Genomic DNA, 15464 nt, shown 5'->3' with positions numbered 1-15464 from the left:
TCGATAAGATACAAGAAGTTATATATGATTTTGTTCGCTACGGGTTTTCATCTTTGTGTTGGATATGCTGGGATAGGAAGATAGAGGCTTGCAGTCTGGTTTAGCGGGAAAGGTTTTTGCTTCAGTTAAGAGGTTTCATTTGTCGCCAAACTGAATCCGCCATGATGTCATCTGTGGATTCGATGTGGTCTAACCATGTTTTACCAATTAAGTGATCATATTCGTGTTGAAAAATTCGCGCCACAAAACCTTCGATTAAGCGCTTGGTTATATCTCCATTTTCAGCGAGATATTCAATTTCAATCCATTGATGACGTTTTACTTTGCCGCGTAAATTGGGTACCGATAAACAGCCTTCCCAATCAGCGCATTTTTCTTCACTGCTGGCTATGACCTTAGGATTAATCAATACCAGAGGTTCCATGTTGGGAGCATCTGGATAGCGTTCGTTAGGGCGGGAAGCGATAATCATGATGGCGCGAGGATCAAACACTTGCGGCGCTGCAATCCCAATTCCGTTGGATTCCAGCATAGTAGATTTAAGGGCATGGATAAAGCTACAGAAATTGTCAGTTAGCATATCCTCAACATTCACACTGACAGCGGGTATTCTTAAAATGGGCTCGCCGATTAAGGCAATCTTCATTTTTTGTTTACCTTGCCCCAGACTGAGGTAGTCTCGCTAGCTTTATCAACTGGCTTTCCTTCTACTTTCTTATCAGCTATGGGAGCTTTGGCAGGACGTGCTTTGACGTATTTTTTATCACCAGCATTCGCTGTACTCGTCTTCGCACTATCAGGACGCAATTTGATTACCATCCCTTTTAATAAGTTACGTACCACTTGGTCACCGGCTTCTTTGTAGTTACGATGGTCGGGTTTTCGGAATAAAGCATTGAGCTCGCCTTTGCTCATTCTGAAGTTAGCAAGTTGCATTACTGCGATCATATCCTCATCTCGATATGACATAGCGATGCGAATTTTACGCAATACTTCATTATTAGATAGGCGTTGTGACCCGCTCAAAACCTGAGGCTCGACACCTTCTTGTTTGCCACGCTTTTTAATGATCAAGCCATCTAGGAACAGACTGATGGTTTTATCGCGGCAGGGCAAGAAACCATCTTCTTCTTCTTTTTTCATCAGACTTTTTAAATAATCACGATCCATTTCGTGGTCGGCTAAGGCAAATATACTGATGGTAGCTTCATCATTCAATTGCAATGCATAGCGAAGGCGTCGAAGAACGTCATTGTGGTTCATAAACAGGGCCTGATAAAAGATAATGGCTAATTCTACCTGAAAGTTCTGATTTTCAATATGTAAAATATCAATGCAAGGTAAATAGTGGTTCAGAAATCGGCAGATTACATTGACCAAAGGGTTGGATCCTATTGGTTGCATGCAGGGATTACATTTTTTTGGTTCAAATACTGTTGATTCGCGACAAAAAAACTCGACCCCAGCTTCAACTTAACGATAGGATAGCTAGGCACAACATTTAAACAGTTCGCGGCACAAGGATGACTTATTTTCTATGAATATAGATACAACTCGACATTTGCTGACCCGAAAAACCGCATTTTATATGCTAATTCTGGTTATTGTGGCGACCATTTTTCGACCCATTTTAGTTAATCAAAGCATCGTTTTTACCTTGGTTGGTGTACTGAACTGTGTGTTGTTAGGATTACTCTATCTGTATATTAACAACACCAAACCCAGCGTATCTCACGCCTATATGCTTATCGCGATTGGCTTCGCGACAATTTTGCCGCTAACTATTATCTCCGGCGGGGTGAATAGCCAATTTGCAGTACTTTTGCCCATTACACCTGTGGTTATCTGCTTACTAACCAATGCAAGAACTACACTCATTTCGAGTTTTTTCTTGATTGTAGTGATTTTGCTTATGGTGGCATTTGAGCATGATTTTCCCAATTATGCGGCTGAGAATTTGTCTCAGTCGAAAACCTATTCAAGGGCATTTTGGTTGTGTTTGAGTGCTCTACTAAGTTGCTTCTTTGGTATTGAGTTTGACCGTTTAAGTCGTAAACTCAGTCATAAATTGAGATTGCAGGCGACTATCGATGGGTTGACGGGAATTTATAATCGAAGAAGCGTTATCGAATTCCTAGACGATTCAATCCTCAATAGCCCAGATGAGCGAAGTTGGATATCGGTTTTAATGATTGATGCTGATAATTTTAAAATAATCAATGATTCATATGGGCATTTATTTGGTGATGAATGTTTAAAACAAATTGCCAAAAACCTAAAGCAAAACACGCGGAAAAATGTTGATGCTTTGGGGCGCTATGGTGGTGAAGAGTTTTTAGTAGTGCTCAACGACGTGGACCAATCTCAAACTCACTTAGTGGCAGAAAAAATTCGCCAGTCAATCGAACAGATATCAATGGAGTTCGAAGGTGAAGATGTCCCCATTACAGTTTCGATTGGCTATTGTTGTTTACGAGGAAGTGAAATACAAAGTACCGAGCAATTGCTCCAAGCGGCTGATGAAGCTTTGTATGTGGGAAAAAAATCCGGTCGAAATGTGGTGGTAGGTGCAGAAGACAGTCGTTGTACCGCTAAAACGCTGAATCAAATTAATAGCATGGATGCTGCCATTAACAACTCAAAAATTTAGTGATGGGGGAAGAGGGAACCTTGACCGCCATTCACTTTTGTTCAGTTGTTTACGACAATACAAATACTTTGAACCAATCAGGGCTTGATTACCCGTCCATCGCCTACACGTATTTGTCAGATTTGTGTTCTAAGTTAAATTACTCCAGCATAAAGCCGACTTTAATAAAGTAAATAGGGCGCGTCTATAGATGGACGCGCCACCACTCTAATCCTGTCGAAGTGCTTTATTCGGATTAGCCCTAGCAACACTAGCGGCATTGCCACCTACAGTTATCCATGCAATCAGTAAAAGTGATAATCCAACCGTCAAACATATAGGAATTAACCAAAGAGGGTCAATGCGATAGGAGAAATTTTCCAACCAATTTAGCATTGCCAGCGAGGCAATTGGCCATGCAACTAAGTTTGCGATTAGCACGGGTTTAGAAAACTGCCAGATTAATAATCCTACTATATCTCTTACTCGAGCCCCCATAACCTTGCGAATACCAATTTCTTTGGTTCTGCGTTCGGTTGTGAAGGCCGCCAGACCATATAAGCCCAAGCAGGCAATGATTATCGCCAGAAGCGAAAATGCTGAGAACAAGCGAGTTTGAATGCGTTCATCGTTGTACTGCGCTTCCATCATACTGTCTAGAAACTGCAGATTGATAGGTTGCATTGGTACATGTTTTTTCCATATCTGCTCTATCTGTATGCGCAATTGAGCGGGGTTATTGGTCTCAAACGTCAAACTAGCAACATAAAAGCGCAATGGATTGAGTGTGTAAACCGACGGACGAATACCAAAATTTATCGAACGAAAATATATATCAGGGATTACTCCAATAATCTCAAAATGTTGTTGGCCTCTGATGTTGGCTTCTATTGTCTGTCCAACCGCTTGCTGTGCGTTGGCGAAGCCAAATTTAGCTAAAGCACTGTAGTTTAAAATGGCGCTGGCTTTGCCTGCTGGTTGACCATCTTCTACTGTTGATATCTCATCAGAACCATAATTTTGGTCAAACAAACGTCCGGCAAGAGGCTTAACTTGGTACGCTTCAAAAAAACCGTAGTCCATATTGTGATAGTTCAACAGCTGGCTCTGACTGTTATTTTGATCTGCGTCTAGGAGCTTGAAATGGCGGTTGTTTTCATTATCTTGTGTCGGTGCTTCTGATGAGAAAACTACAGATGTTATTCCTGATAGGTTTAGCAATTCCTGGCGCAAGCTCTCCCGCTCATCACCCATTCGATTGACAGCCAATATCATCTTATCATTGCTTACGTAGCCAACATCAACAGATTGTGCATATTGAAGATCTTGACCAGTTTGGCCATGACTTTGTTTATCACCTTACGAATATAAAAGCAGGTGAACGCAGACTGGTAGCCTTTCAGGGAGATGATATGACTCATCAGTTAAGTGTCTCTATGACAGATGTGATTGTAGCTGCAAAGCATGAAAAACTCCTTAGCTTACAAGATATCCAAAATGAGCTTGATGCCAGTCAGATGCAAGCCTGGCAGGACCTGGTCAAAGTACTAACACATGAAATTATGAATAGCATTACTCCTGTAGCATCGCTGGCCAAAACCGCAGTTGATTTGGTGGCGGACACTAAACATAAGGTTGGTGAAAAACCAGAAATAAACTCACATCTGGATGATATAGCTAGTGCCGTTACAACGGTTGCTCGCAGAAGTGAAGGACTGATGACCTTTGTCGGTAGCTATCGAAAACTGACCAGCCTGCCTGAGCCTAACAAGATCTCATTTAAGATCAGTGAGGTATTCAAGCAAGTAGTTGAGATTATAAATCAGCACAGTGGGTTAGATAAAACTAAGCTAAGTTATCATGTTGAACCCAGTGAATTGAAAATGGAGGCAGATCGCGCCATGCTCGAACAGATATTGATCAACTTGGTAAAAAATGCTCAGCAAGCGACGTATCGCATTGACCAACCCATTATCACCTTAAGTGCCGGACTAAACCGCCGTGGTAATGTAGTGATTGAAATAGCCGATAACGGCTCTGGTATAGATGATGAAATCAAGAGTAAAATTTTCATTCCTTTCTTCACCACCAAAAAAGAAGGGTCAGGGGTTGGTTTGGCGTTAACCCGACAGGTAATGAATGCCCACGGCGGAACCGTAAAAGTGACTGCCAGTGGAACCGGTGGAGCACTGTTTAGTTTGGTGTTTTAATTTAATGACAAAAAAAAGAGGTCTAATATTAGGCCTCTTTTCCCATCAAATCATGCTCTAAGTTAGTTTTAATGGATAATTTATCATCCTTTAAAACGCATATTTCGCCGAAAATTGTAGGCGACTCATATCACCATCTGCTCCGGTTTCCAATTCCCGTTTCGCATAAGCGTATTCTGCACCAAAGGTTAGCTCTTTGGATGGAGAAAAGAGTATGTTGGCGCGAGCACTGTACGTTTGTTTAGTGGTGGCGGTGCCTGTTAAAGCAGTGTCATTGTCTGCGCTAAACATTGAATAAGTAAAGTTACTTCTCCATGTGTCATTCCACAGATGACGGTAGGCGATAGAGATACCCGATGAATCAATTGCTTCCAGTTCATTATTGGCGTTGAGCACCGCACCATTTACTGCATTGAGCGCCAAGTAACGACCTAAGCCACTACCGAAGGTGGCCATTAAACGAAGGTCATCTTGACCGAGCATGAACTTAGCAGTCAAACTAATACCAGCGCTAGTTTCTGTCGTATCAATATTAGCTGAGCCTTGCTTGTCAACATATTCTAGCTGACGCAATAGACCTGCTACGGCAAAGTGGCCCCAATCTCCTTTGAAGGTATAGCGAGCCGCTAAGTCAGGCAGAGTATTGTCATCCCCAACGATGCGAGCACCACCGCCAAATGGGCTGATGGTGGTTTCTGGATTTTCCAGTGATACTTCAAAGCCACCACTGCTATATTTCACCATCGCTTGACGGACAAAAATGGTACCGTCTGTTGTACCAATAAAGTCTAATGTTTCTGGTAAGGTTCTAACATCTTGGAAGGTTGACCAAGTTTGCCCGATCAGCCAATTATTGTATTTTATGAATGCGTGTCTTACTCTAGGTTCATATGAATTACTTACCCGCTCATTACCATCCGGTGTGGCATGAAAGTCAAGTTCTATCACCGCAGTAACCGTTTCATTGTTATCAAGATTGGTATTGGTGGTAAATCTGAATCGAGTTTGCTTTATATGTGCATCGAATTGAGTCGATTCTTCATTGCCACCCACTGGGGTTAAACTAGGCAAATAGAAATCTCGACCTATGTTGCCCGCAGCCAGAGTACCATCACTATAACTGCTAAACATGGCGTCTGCTTTGACGTAACCTGAAAATTTCACGTCAGTTTTATCAAGAATATTGGCTTGTGTGTTAAAAGTTGTAAGTCCTGTTATAGCTAGTGCGACCGTTGCTGCAATGTGTGTTCTCATTATTTTTTCCTAGTGCAGAATTAATACCCGCCTAAATTTAGCACTTGGTAATTAAATTTACATATAAGCCGATGGTCTATAAGACTGAAGTCGTACAATATTTAGTAGCGTGAAAAGCTAAGACCAAAGTCTCATTCCACAATAACGGTATAAAGTTAAAGTACGCTAATATGAAGTAACGATGTTTTGAATAAATTTTGGTGGAGAACCTAATGACAGATTTAATTTATCCGGTACCTGAGCACGCCAAGCAAGGCTCACATTTAACTGTTGAGCAACATCAGAAGATGTATCAACAGTCAATAGATGCCCCCGATACGTTTTGGAAAGAACAGGCTAAAATTTTAGATTGGTCGCGCTTCCCTAACAAAATTAAAAATACTTCCTTTGCCAAAGATAATGTCACCATCAAGTGGTTTGAAGATGGTGAATTGAATGTAAGTTACAACTGTATCGACCGTCATTTAGCTACTCAAGCCAATGAGACTGCCATATTGTGGGAAGGAGACTCTCCTGAGGTTGACAAAAAAATAACCTATCAACAACTTCACGATCAGGTCTGTCAACTTGCTAATGGGATGAAAAAGTTAGGGATACAGAAGGGCGATCGTGTCGCTATTTATATGCCTATGGTGCCAGAGGCTGCAGTAGCTATGTTGGCCTGTACCCGCATTGGCGCAGTGCATTCCATAGTATTTGGTGGATTTTCACCTAACGCTATAGCAGATCGCATTAATGACTCTACAGCCAAACTAGTTATTACGGCGGACGAAGGGCGTCGCGGTGGAAATTGCGTACCATTGAAAGTGAACGTTGATCAGGCAATTGCTAATGACCGCTGTCCTAGTATTGAAAACGTCATAGTGTTTAAAAATACTGGTTCGGATGTGGCGTTTTCAGGAAAAGACCTGTGGTGGCATGAATTGACATCAGATTGTTCCGCGCACTGTGAACCTGTTGCCATGAATGCGGAAGATCCACTTTTTATTCTGTATACCTCAGGTTCAACGGGCACACCTAAAGGGGTATTACATACTACCGGTGGTTATTTAGTCTATGCCGCTGCGACTCACAAATATGTATTCGATTACCGTCCAGGTGAAATATATTGGTGTGCTGCAGATGTTGGCTGGATAACCGGACATACTTATATGGTCTATGGTCCGTTAGCCAATGGTGCGACAACCTTATTATTCGAAGGCGTACCCACCTACCCAGATGTAAGAAGAATTTGTCAGATAGTAGATAAGCATCAGGTTAATATTTTATATACTGCACCAACCGCAATTCGCGCCCTCATGGCTCATGGCGACTTCGCAGCCCAAGGCACTCATTGTGATTCTTTGCGTTTGCTTGGGTCGGTTGGCGAGCCCATTAACCCGGAGGCGTGGCACTGGTATCATGAGACTATTGGCAAGGGTCGTTGTCCGATTGTAGACACTTGGTGGCAAACTGAGACCGGTGGCATTATGATTTCGCCTATGCCAAGCATCACAGCTCTAAAACCGGGTTCGGCTACCAATCCATTTTTCGGGGTTCAACCCGCGCTGGTAGATAGCAATGGTGACGAGTTAAGTGGTGCAACAGAAGGCAATTTAATCATTAAAGACAGTTGGCCTGCCCAGGCCAGAACTATTTATGGTGATCATGAAAGGTTCGTACAAACCTATTTCAGTACCTATGATAATTGCTATTTCACTGGGGATGGTTGTCGTCGGGATGAAGATGGCTATTATTGGATCACCGGTCGAGTAGATGATGTACTCAATGTCTCGGGACATCGCCTTGGGACCGCTGAAATTGAAAGTGCATTAGTGTCACACCCGGCCATTGCTGAAGCGGCTGTTGTAGGTTACCCACATGACATTAAGGGGCAGGGGATCTATGTTTACGTTATTCCGATTGAAGGAACAGTAGTGACCGATGAGCTAACTGCGGAAGTCAAACGTTGGGTGCGAACTGAGCTCAGCCCCATCGCTGTTCCTGATCTGATCCACTGGACGTTAGGATTGCCAAAGACCCGCTCTGGAAAAATCATGCGACGGATCTTGCGCAAGATAGCAGCCAATGAGCACAATCAGCTAGGTGATACTTCGACACTAGCAGATCCTGGTGTTGTCGACGAGCTTATCGAGCACCGCTTAAATCCCTAGCAAATAAGTTTGGGCATCCAAAGTTGATGCCCAAACTTTGGCGCTTGCCTGCATTTTCCCTACCTTATTTTACAAACTTTTAACGCAATGATTGATTTGTTCGCTTTAGCCTGTTTGAATGACCACTACCCTATAACAAAAATAAAAACTCATATGTTTACTTTACTCATCGCTGATGACCACCCCCTATATCGGGATGCTTTGCGTTTGGCACTTACTCATTCTGATAAGCCGTTAACACTACTTGAGTCTAGTGATTTAAATCAGACCTTAGAAATCATTCAGCAGCATGATATTGATTTGTTGTTACTTGATTTACATATGCCTGGTAGTAATGATTTGTTTGGTCTGATCCACATTCGCAAACTCTATCCCCAATTACCTGTCGCCGTAGTTTCAGGACTTGAAGATAAAAATATTATTTCAAAAGTGATGGGCAGTGGGGCGATGGGCTTTATACCCAAGACCACCAGCGCGCAATCTATCGCTGAGGCGGTGGGCCGTATTTTGGATGGTGATAATTGGATCCCTGACGCTATGGTCAATGAAATTGAACAACCAGATAGCGAGTTTGTCCAGTTGGCTGAAAGAGTCGCGACCTTGACGCCCGCCCAATACAAAGTGTTGTGTTTTATGCGGGACGGTTTGTTGAATAAACAGATTGGTTATGAATTGGATATCGCCGAAGCAACAGTTAAAGCGCACGTGACGGCATTATTTAAAAAACTGGGTATCAACAATCGTACCCAAGCGGTGTTGATATCCTCGCAATTGCAGTTAGAGCCTCCAGCCCCAGAACTTTGCCACAAAAGCTAATGAGTAAACTTCCTAGTCAGCGGGTTTATACCGTCGATTTTATGCGTTTTGTTGCCATTCTATTGATGGTGATATTTCATTTTATTTACGATCTTAAATTCTTTGGCTATGTAAGCTGGGATACGCCAGACGGTGAGGGCTGGAGACAATTTCGTCAGGTAATACTGACGTTGTTCTTTTTATGTGTCGGTTTTTCTTTAGCGGTGGTGCATGGTTCAGGATTCAAAGCAAAGCATTTTGTACAGCGCTTAACCTGGCTAATCTTGGCAGCGATAGCGGTTACTATTTCTTCCTTAATTATGGCCGCGGATAATTGGATTTTCTTTGGAGTGCTGCATTTCATTGCAGTGGCCAGTGTTTTAACCGCCATCTTTGCAAGTTTACCTAATGTGGCCTTAGTCCTGGGCCTAATAGTTATTGCTATCTACAACTTAGGATGGGTCAGTAGCTTCTTTCCTTTTCATCCAATAGCCCATATGCTGTCAAGCTATACTAATGATTATGTGGGACTTTTCCCTTGGACAGGGGTAGTGTTAATTGGAGTTTGGCTGGCTTATCAAGCTTGGTTTACACGAGATATGGCTAAACATATTGGTAATCGCCCACTCATATCCTTCGCCAGTCGTCATAGTTTAATCATCTATCTTGTCCATCAACCCATACTGTTTGCCATATTCGGAGCCGTTGGCATCTTGAGTTAACTGGCCAATCGACAGAAAACGTCATCGACCCTAGATCTGAGCTTTGAAACTATTTAGTAGCGCACGGAGTTTAGCCGGTTTAACTGGTTTGCTTAAGTAACTGATATGTTTTTCATGACACAACTCCATGATATTGTCTTCTTGATTGGCTGTGACCAATACAGCCGGAATACGCTGTTCAAGTTGTTGCCAAATGAGTTCAATTACCTCAATACCATTTTTGCTTTCACCTAAATGATAATCGACTAATAATACATTGGGGGTATGTTGCTCTAATGTAGCTAGAGCTTGAGCTAAATTGAGAGCTGTATTGGTATGGATATGCCACTTGTCCAACAAGGTCTGCATGGCATCAAGATTTTCGTGCTTGTCATCTATACACAATACTTGCAGGTTATCTAAGTTGGAGCCTAGTATGCTGGTGCTCTTAGACGTTGTGATTTCGGCTTCTACCGCAGGGACAAGGATTGAAAAGCAACTTCCTGTGCCTAATCTTGATCTGACATTAACAGACACATCCAGTTTCGAAGCCATACGAGACACTACTCCTAGACCTAAGCCCACCCCATGTTGAGAACTGCCGTCGACACGGTAAAAATCTGAAAAAATTCGACCTTGTTCTTCTTCGGAGATCCCGATTCCCGTATCCCACACTTGGAGTAAAATGTGCTGTTGGCGTGTTCTGGCAGAGATCAAAATATGTCCGTGTTCACTATATTTAACTGCGTTGGATAGTAAGTTTTGAACTATCCTATATAAGTGTGTTTTATCGGTTTTGACCCAATGACTCCCTAGGCGTGATTTTAGGTTTAGTCCTTTATTTTCTGCCTTCATACTGAATTCATCAAGCAAGGGTTGTAACAGTTGTGCCAACGAAAATGTTTCAATCGATAGCTTAATCTCACCTTGATCTAGCCTAGAAATATCCAGTAAGGTCGAAATTAACGTTTCGCTGGAGGTTACGCTGTCGCCCAATTTTGCCAGTATACTCCTTGCTTCAGGTCCGACCTCAATTTCGTGTAAGGCAGATAGATAGAGCTTTGCCGCGTTGAGCGGCTGCAATACATCATGGCTGGCTAAGGCCAAAAAGCGAGTTTTGCTAGCGTTGGCCGCTTCAGCGTCTTTTCGCGCTTGAACCAGTTGGGTTTCTAACTCAGCCCGGCGTACGATTTCAGAACGTAATTCAGCGTTAATCGCTTGCACTTCCTCGCCCCGTTTCTCAATTCTACGTTCAAGATTAATATTGGCTTCTTTAAGGGCTTTTTGGATCTCGATATGCGAGGTTATATCATTGAAGCTGGTAACGAAGCCGCCGCCGGGTAGGGGATTACCGACCATCTCAATCATGCGACCATCACTGCGTTGTCTGACGAACCTATGCGGGTGTCCGGCTTTGAGATGGGACACGCGCTTTTGCACTAACACCTCAATATCACCCACGCCACATTCGCCGCGCATAGCATTGAACCGAACCAAGTTCTCAATAGGAGTGCCTACACTTAACATGTCATCGGGATAATCAAACAATTCAAGATAACGTTTATTCCACGCCACCATTTTTAATTGTTTATCGATGACACTGATCCCCTGATCTAGACTTTCTATGGAAGTGAATAATGCAGTAGCGTTAAATTGAATGGCTTGTGTGGTGTCATCAAAGAAGGTTACTACCTCTTCAAAATTTAATTTCTTGCCGCTGACAGCACTGTCAATTAGGGCTTTGGCGCTTGATGCGCCGATCACGCCTCCCAATGACAGTTCACAAAACTGCAAAAAATCACTGTCTGGCGAATGGCTTTGTCGTAAGGTTTTATGTTTGCGTCGCTCGAAATCGGAAATTAAGTTTTCAACTCTAGTGTCACCTAAAAAGGTACTCATCAAGGTGGCAAGATCAGCTACCGTTGCTGAGGTTTGTTGTTTTTTGAAGTCACTGAGTTGTCCCTCCCTGGGGGATACGAAAGCTTGTGCCTGAATGCGATCAATTAAACTATCATGGGAAAAAATCGAAAAGAACACATAACACAGAGTATTTGCCGCTAGGCTGAGCATTGCGCCTATACTGATAGTATCCGTCTGCAGCCGATAAGCCGGTTCTCCGTCTGTGAGAGGCAGTAATAACCACAAGACCCAAGTGACAACACCAGCTAAAAGTCCAGCATATACACCATGAGCATGACCCTTCTTCCAATATAATCCGCCTAAAATAGCCGGTAGCAATTGAATCACTAGCGAAAAAGCCACTAGTCCTATGGACGCTAAAGATCGGCTTCCCGCCATGTATTGATGGTACACATAGGCCAATAATAGTAGTGCCGCAATCACGATACGTCTGACATTGACAATCATTTTTGCGTAGTCGGTCAAGCCGTCGCTTTGATGCTTGCGGGCCAATACCTTGGGCAGAATGACGTCGTTAGTCAGCATGGTACTTAGGGTCAAGGTCGCAATGATAATCATCGCGGTAGCCGCCGATAATCCGCCGACAAAAACTAACATTTTTATGATAAGCGAATCAGTCAAAATGGCTAATCCGAGCACGTAGGTGTCGGGATCCTGATTGCCCATCAAGGCTTGTCCAGCAGCAGCCAATATTGGGATAACCATAGCTGTGGCAATGAGATAGAGGGGAAAGAGCCATCTAGCAGTTTTGAGTTGCTGCAAATTTACATTGTCAACCACAGCGACGTGGAACTGACGAGGCAAACAAATTATCGCTGCTGCCGCCATAATCGTCTGTGCAATAAAGGGAAAGGTTTGCAGGCGCTCGAAGGAGGTAAAGGATGATATGGCCACCGAAAACGTGTCAAGGTCATCAAAGTTGGCCCAAAAGTACGCCACTACGGCAACGCAGATGAGAGCTATTAATTTCACGCTTGACTCAAATGCGATAGCCAGTATCAGTCCCCGGCGGTACTCAGTAACGTCGGCTCGTTGGGTACCAAAATAAATCGAAAACAGCGCGATAAACCCGGTCGCTATAAGCACTATTAGCTCGCTATGGGCTTGCGCTGAGACAAGTTGAAAGGCTGAGCCAATGGCTTTTAGTTGCAATGCCACATAGGGAATGGTGGCCAGCAGGGCTATGATGGTTACTAACAATGCAACCGTTTGCCGTTTGCCATAACGGGACGAAATAAAGTCGGCAATAGTCGTAATATTTTGTTTTTTGCTAACCAACACGAGTTTATGTATGAAGCGATAGCCAAAAATATATACCAGCGCTGGGCCAAGTAATATGGGCAAATATTGCCAGTCTTTACGTGCCGCCTCCCCTACTGCACCGAAGAAGGTCCAAGCGGTACAATAAATCGCTAGTGCTAATGAATACACTGCCGGATGAGAAGTGATTGAGCGTGCTAGGGGCGTGTCTTTTTCACCCCAGCGGGCAATCCAAAACAAACCGGTAAGATAAATAAGCGCCAGTGCTACCCAACCTAGAGTCATGCAATTAACCTTTCAAAAAACACTATTTATTTTAATAAGTTATTCCAATCGTGCAGACACCTAGCTAGGTAATGATAACGCTCTGCAAGTGGTTAATTAACCTTATCACATTAAACCAATAGAAAATAAATTAAGGGTCTACGACCATGGTCTCATTTGCCTACAAGCAATAGCGGTCTAGATTAGATAGCAATGCTTTGGTAGGTACATAGATTTTTTGTGTTTGTCCACGCCGAAGCCAATTGCCAGACGACAAGCGTGAGGAAACGAAAATGGCGTTTAAAACAGAAGAAGATAAAAAAGCCTACTGGCGAGAAAATATCTCGTTAATGATGAAACTGCTGACTGTGTGGTTTGTTGTGTCCTTTGGATTCGGCATTCTACTTGTTGATGTATTGAATGAAATCAGGTTCTTTGGTTTCAAATTAGGGTTCTGGTTTGCCCAGCAAGGTGCTATTTACGTATTTGTGGCGTTGATTTTTGTCTACGTTCGTCAAATGAATATTTTAGATAAACGCTTTGGCGTAGACGAAGAGTAGGAGCAAGAAAATGGATGTAAAAATATTAACCTTTATTATCGTAGGAGCCTCTTTCTTGCTCTATATCGGTATTGCTGTTTGGGCCAGAGCTGGCTCAACCAATGAATTCTATGTAGCCGGCGGCGGGGTTCACCCTATTGCTAATGGTATGGCAACCGCAGCTGACTGGATGTCTGCCGCATCATTTATTTCGATGGCAGGTCTGATCTCATTTATGGGTTACGATGGCGCAGTATATCTACTGGGATGGACAGGTGGTTATGTATTACTAGCGCTTTGCCTGGCTCCTTACCTACGAAAATTCGGCAAATTCACGGTGCCCGATTTCATTGGTGACCGTTATTACTCTCAAACTGCCAGAACCGTGGCAGTTATCTGTGCAATTTTTGTCTGTTTCACTTATGTGGCAGGCCAAATGCGCGGGGTAGGTGTGGTATTTAGTCGCTTCTTAGAGGTGGATATCGTCACCGGGGTTGTAATTGGCATGGCAATTGTTTTCTTCTACACCGTTTTGGGTGGAATGAAAGGTATTACCTATACCCAAGTGGCTCAGTACTGTGTATTGATATTTGCATATCTAGTACCTGCAGTATTTATCTCAATCATGATGACGGGTCATATGTTGCCTCAAACAGGCTTCGGAGCAACCTTGATGGACGGTTCGGGGGTCTACTTGCTCGACAAGCTCGATGGGTTGTCGTTGGAGCTGGGGTTTAATGAATATACCTCTGGCACCAAAAGTATGATCGATGTGTTCTGTATTACAGCAGCCTTAATGGTTGGTACTGCTGGTTTACCCCATGTAATTGTACGCTTCTTCACTGTACCTAAAGTACGTGATGCCCGCTACAGTGCAGGTTGGGCATTGGTCTTTATTGCCATCTTGTATACCACAGCACCTTCACTAGCATCTTTTGCTAGGGTGAACATGATCGAAACCATCAATGGCAAAGACCAGATGGGGACTAGTTACGCTGAAGCTCCAAGCTGGATATCCAACTGGGAAAAAACAGGCTTAATTGGTTGGGATGACAAGAATGGCGATGGTAAAATGTTTTACTCGGGTGATGATCGCAACGAAATGAAAGTTGACCGAGATATTATGGTATTGGCGAATCCTGAAATTGCTAATTTACCAGCATGGGTCATTGCTTTAGTTGCTGCTGGTGGCGTTGCCGCTGCACTATCCACTTCGGCAGGCTTGTTGTTAGTTATATCAACGTCGGTATCCCATGATTTACTCAAGCGTAATTTGATGCCCAATATTACTGATAAGAAGGAGCTGTTTTACGCCCGACTCGCTGCGGGGGTGGCAATTTGTATTGCCGGTTACTTTGGGATTAATCCACCAGGATTCGTCGCCCAGGTGGTCGCCTTCGCGTTCGGGTTAGCTGCATCCTCCTTCTTCCCTGCTATTATTATGGGAATATTCATGAAGCGTATGAATGACAAGGGGGCAATCGCAGGTATGTTAGCGGGTATTACGTTTACTGCTGCTTACATAATCTACTTTAAATTTGTTAACCCGGCAGCGAATGTACCGGCTAACTGGTTGTTTAATATCTCACCTGAAGGTATAGGTACAATCGGTATGATAGTTAACTTCGTAGTGGCATTAGTTGTACTGAAGTTCACTGGTGATGCACCAGAAGAGATTCAGCAACTAGTCGAAGATATCCGTTTTCCAAAAGGATCAGGTGAAGCGACAGCTCACTAAG

Annotated in this window: 12 protein-coding genes; 7 read left to right on the top strand and 5 right to left on the bottom strand. The window is 43.3% G+C overall.

Going from position 1 to position 15464, the window contains the following annotated elements; translation table 11 throughout:
* Positions 1 to 121 precede the first annotated feature (121 nt).
* Both def and QR722_RS16040 read right to left on the bottom strand, forming a co-directional pair.
* Positions 122 to 646: a peptide deformylase gene (def, locus tag QR722_RS16045; RefSeq protein WP_286283954.1), complete on the bottom strand. Its 525-nt coding sequence runs from the start codon at positions 644 to 646 to the stop codon at positions 122 to 124.
* Positions 643 to 1404, bottom strand: coding sequence for a YehS family protein (locus tag QR722_RS16040; RefSeq protein WP_286283953.1), 762 nt, complete (start codon positions 1402 to 1404; stop codon positions 643 to 645). The genes def and QR722_RS16040 overlap by 4 nt, the downstream gene beginning before the upstream one ends.
* Positions 1405 to 1537: 133 nt before the next feature.
* On the opposite strand from QR722_RS16040, the gene QR722_RS16035 reads away from it, so the two are divergent.
* Complete coding sequence (locus tag QR722_RS16035; protein WP_286283952.1) at positions 1538 to 2650, top strand: GGDEF domain-containing protein; 1113 nt, start codon at positions 1538 to 1540, stop codon at positions 2648 to 2650.
* Positions 2651 to 2857: 207 nt separating this feature from the next.
* On the opposite strand, the gene QR722_RS16030 is transcribed toward QR722_RS16035, so the two are convergent.
* Positions 2858 to 3904 carry an ABC transporter permease gene (locus QR722_RS16030; protein WP_286283951.1) on the bottom strand — a complete coding sequence of 349 codons (1047 nt, stop codon included), beginning with the start codon at positions 3902 to 3904 and terminating at the stop codon, positions 2858 to 2860.
* Positions 3905 to 4041: 137 nt separating this feature from the next.
* On the opposite strand from QR722_RS16030, the gene QR722_RS16025 reads away from it, so the two are divergent.
* Positions 4042 to 4839, top strand: a complete 798-nt coding sequence (locus tag QR722_RS16025; protein ID WP_286283950.1) for a sensor histidine kinase — start codon at positions 4042 to 4044, stop codon at positions 4837 to 4839.
* Positions 4840 to 4929: 90 nt separating this feature from the next.
* Here QR722_RS16025 and QR722_RS16020 read toward each other — a convergent pair whose 3' ends face one another.
* Complete coding sequence (locus QR722_RS16020; RefSeq protein WP_286283949.1) at positions 4930 to 6093, bottom strand: DcaP family trimeric outer membrane transporter; 1164 nt, start codon at positions 6091 to 6093, stop codon at positions 4930 to 4932.
* Between the two features lie 212 nt (positions 6094 to 6305).
* Here QR722_RS16020 and acs point away from each other — a divergent pair, with 212 nt between their 5' ends.
* From acs to QR722_RS16005, 3 genes are all read left to right on the top strand, one after another.
* Positions 6306 to 8246, top strand: a complete 1941-nt coding sequence (gene acs / locus QR722_RS16015; protein WP_286283948.1) for an acetate--CoA ligase — start codon at positions 6306 to 6308, stop codon at positions 8244 to 8246.
* Between the two features lie 153 nt (positions 8247 to 8399).
* Entirely contained in the window at positions 8400 to 9062 is a 663-nt protein-coding gene (locus QR722_RS16010) for a response regulator (RefSeq protein ID WP_286283947.1), read from the top strand.
* Positions 9062 to 9763 carry an acetyltransferase domain-containing protein gene (locus QR722_RS16005; RefSeq protein ID WP_286283946.1) on the top strand — a complete coding sequence of 234 codons (702 nt, stop codon included), beginning with the start codon at positions 9062 to 9064 and terminating at the stop codon, positions 9761 to 9763. Before QR722_RS16010 ends, QR722_RS16005 begins: the two co-directional genes overlap by 1 nt.
* 30 nt (positions 9764 to 9793) lie before the next feature.
* Here the strand turns inward: QR722_RS16005 and QR722_RS16000 are convergent, their stop codons facing one another.
* The gene (locus QR722_RS16000; protein ID WP_286283945.1) at positions 9794 to 13207 is read right to left on the bottom strand and encodes a PAS domain-containing hybrid sensor histidine kinase/response regulator; all 3414 of its coding nucleotides are present in this window, start codon (positions 13205 to 13207) and stop codon (positions 9794 to 9796) included.
* 272 nt (positions 13208 to 13479) lie between these two features.
* Between QR722_RS16000 and QR722_RS15995 the strand changes: the two genes are divergently transcribed.
* Positions 13480 to 13746 (top strand): DUF4212 domain-containing protein, encoded by a 267-nt coding sequence (locus tag QR722_RS15995; protein ID WP_286283944.1) that lies wholly within the window; start codon positions 13480 to 13482, stop codon positions 13744 to 13746.
* Positions 13747 to 13756: 10 nt separating this feature from the next.
* Entirely contained in the window at positions 13757 to 15463 is a 1707-nt protein-coding gene (locus QR722_RS15990) for a sodium:solute symporter family protein (RefSeq protein ID WP_286283942.1), read from the top strand.
* Position 15464 lies beyond the last annotated feature (1 nt).

The sequence above is a fragment of the Aliiglaciecola sp. LCG003 genome (assembly GCF_030316135.1).
GTDB lineage: Bacteria > Pseudomonadota > Gammaproteobacteria > Enterobacterales > Alteromonadaceae > Aliiglaciecola.
Note: the sequence above shows the minus strand (reverse complement) of the source record. Positions and strands in the feature narration are given on the sequence as shown.

Bases quoted from the DNA above. Each gene is read 5' to 3' on its own strand.
- def (WP_286283954.1), bottom strand. From the start codon at position 646: ATGAAGATTGCCTTAATCGGCGAGCCCATTTTAAGAATACCCGCTGTC.
- QR722_RS16040 (WP_286283953.1), bottom strand. From the start codon at position 1,404: ATGCAACCAATAGGATCCAACCCTTTGGTCAATGTAATCTGCCGATTT.
- QR722_RS16035 (WP_286283952.1), top strand. From the start codon at position 1,538: ATGAATATAGATACAACTCGACATTTGCTGACCCGAAAAACCGCATTT.
- QR722_RS16030 (WP_286283951.1), bottom strand. From the start codon at position 3,904: ATGATATTGGCTGTCAATCGAATGGGTGATGAGCGGGAGAGCTTGCGC.
- QR722_RS16025 (WP_286283950.1), top strand. From the start codon at position 4,042: ATGACTCATCAGTTAAGTGTCTCTATGACAGATGTGATTGTAGCTGCA.
- QR722_RS16020 (WP_286283949.1), bottom strand. From the start codon at position 6,093: ATGAGAACACACATTGCAGCAACGGTCGCACTAGCTATAACAGGACTT.
- acs (WP_286283948.1), top strand. From the start codon at position 6,306: ATGACAGATTTAATTTATCCGGTACCTGAGCACGCCAAGCAAGGCTCA.
- QR722_RS16010 (WP_286283947.1), top strand. From the start codon at position 8,400: ATGTTTACTTTACTCATCGCTGATGACCACCCCCTATATCGGGATGCT.
- QR722_RS16005 (WP_286283946.1), top strand. From the start codon at position 9,062: ATGAGTAAACTTCCTAGTCAGCGGGTTTATACCGTCGATTTTATGCGT.
- QR722_RS16000 (WP_286283945.1), bottom strand. From the start codon at position 13,207: ATGACTCTAGGTTGGGTAGCACTGGCGCTTATTTATCTTACCGGTTTG.
- QR722_RS15995 (WP_286283944.1), top strand. From the start codon at position 13,480: ATGGCGTTTAAAACAGAAGAAGATAAAAAAGCCTACTGGCGAGAAAAT.
- QR722_RS15990 (WP_286283942.1), top strand. From the start codon at position 13,757: ATGGATGTAAAAATATTAACCTTTATTATCGTAGGAGCCTCTTTCTTG.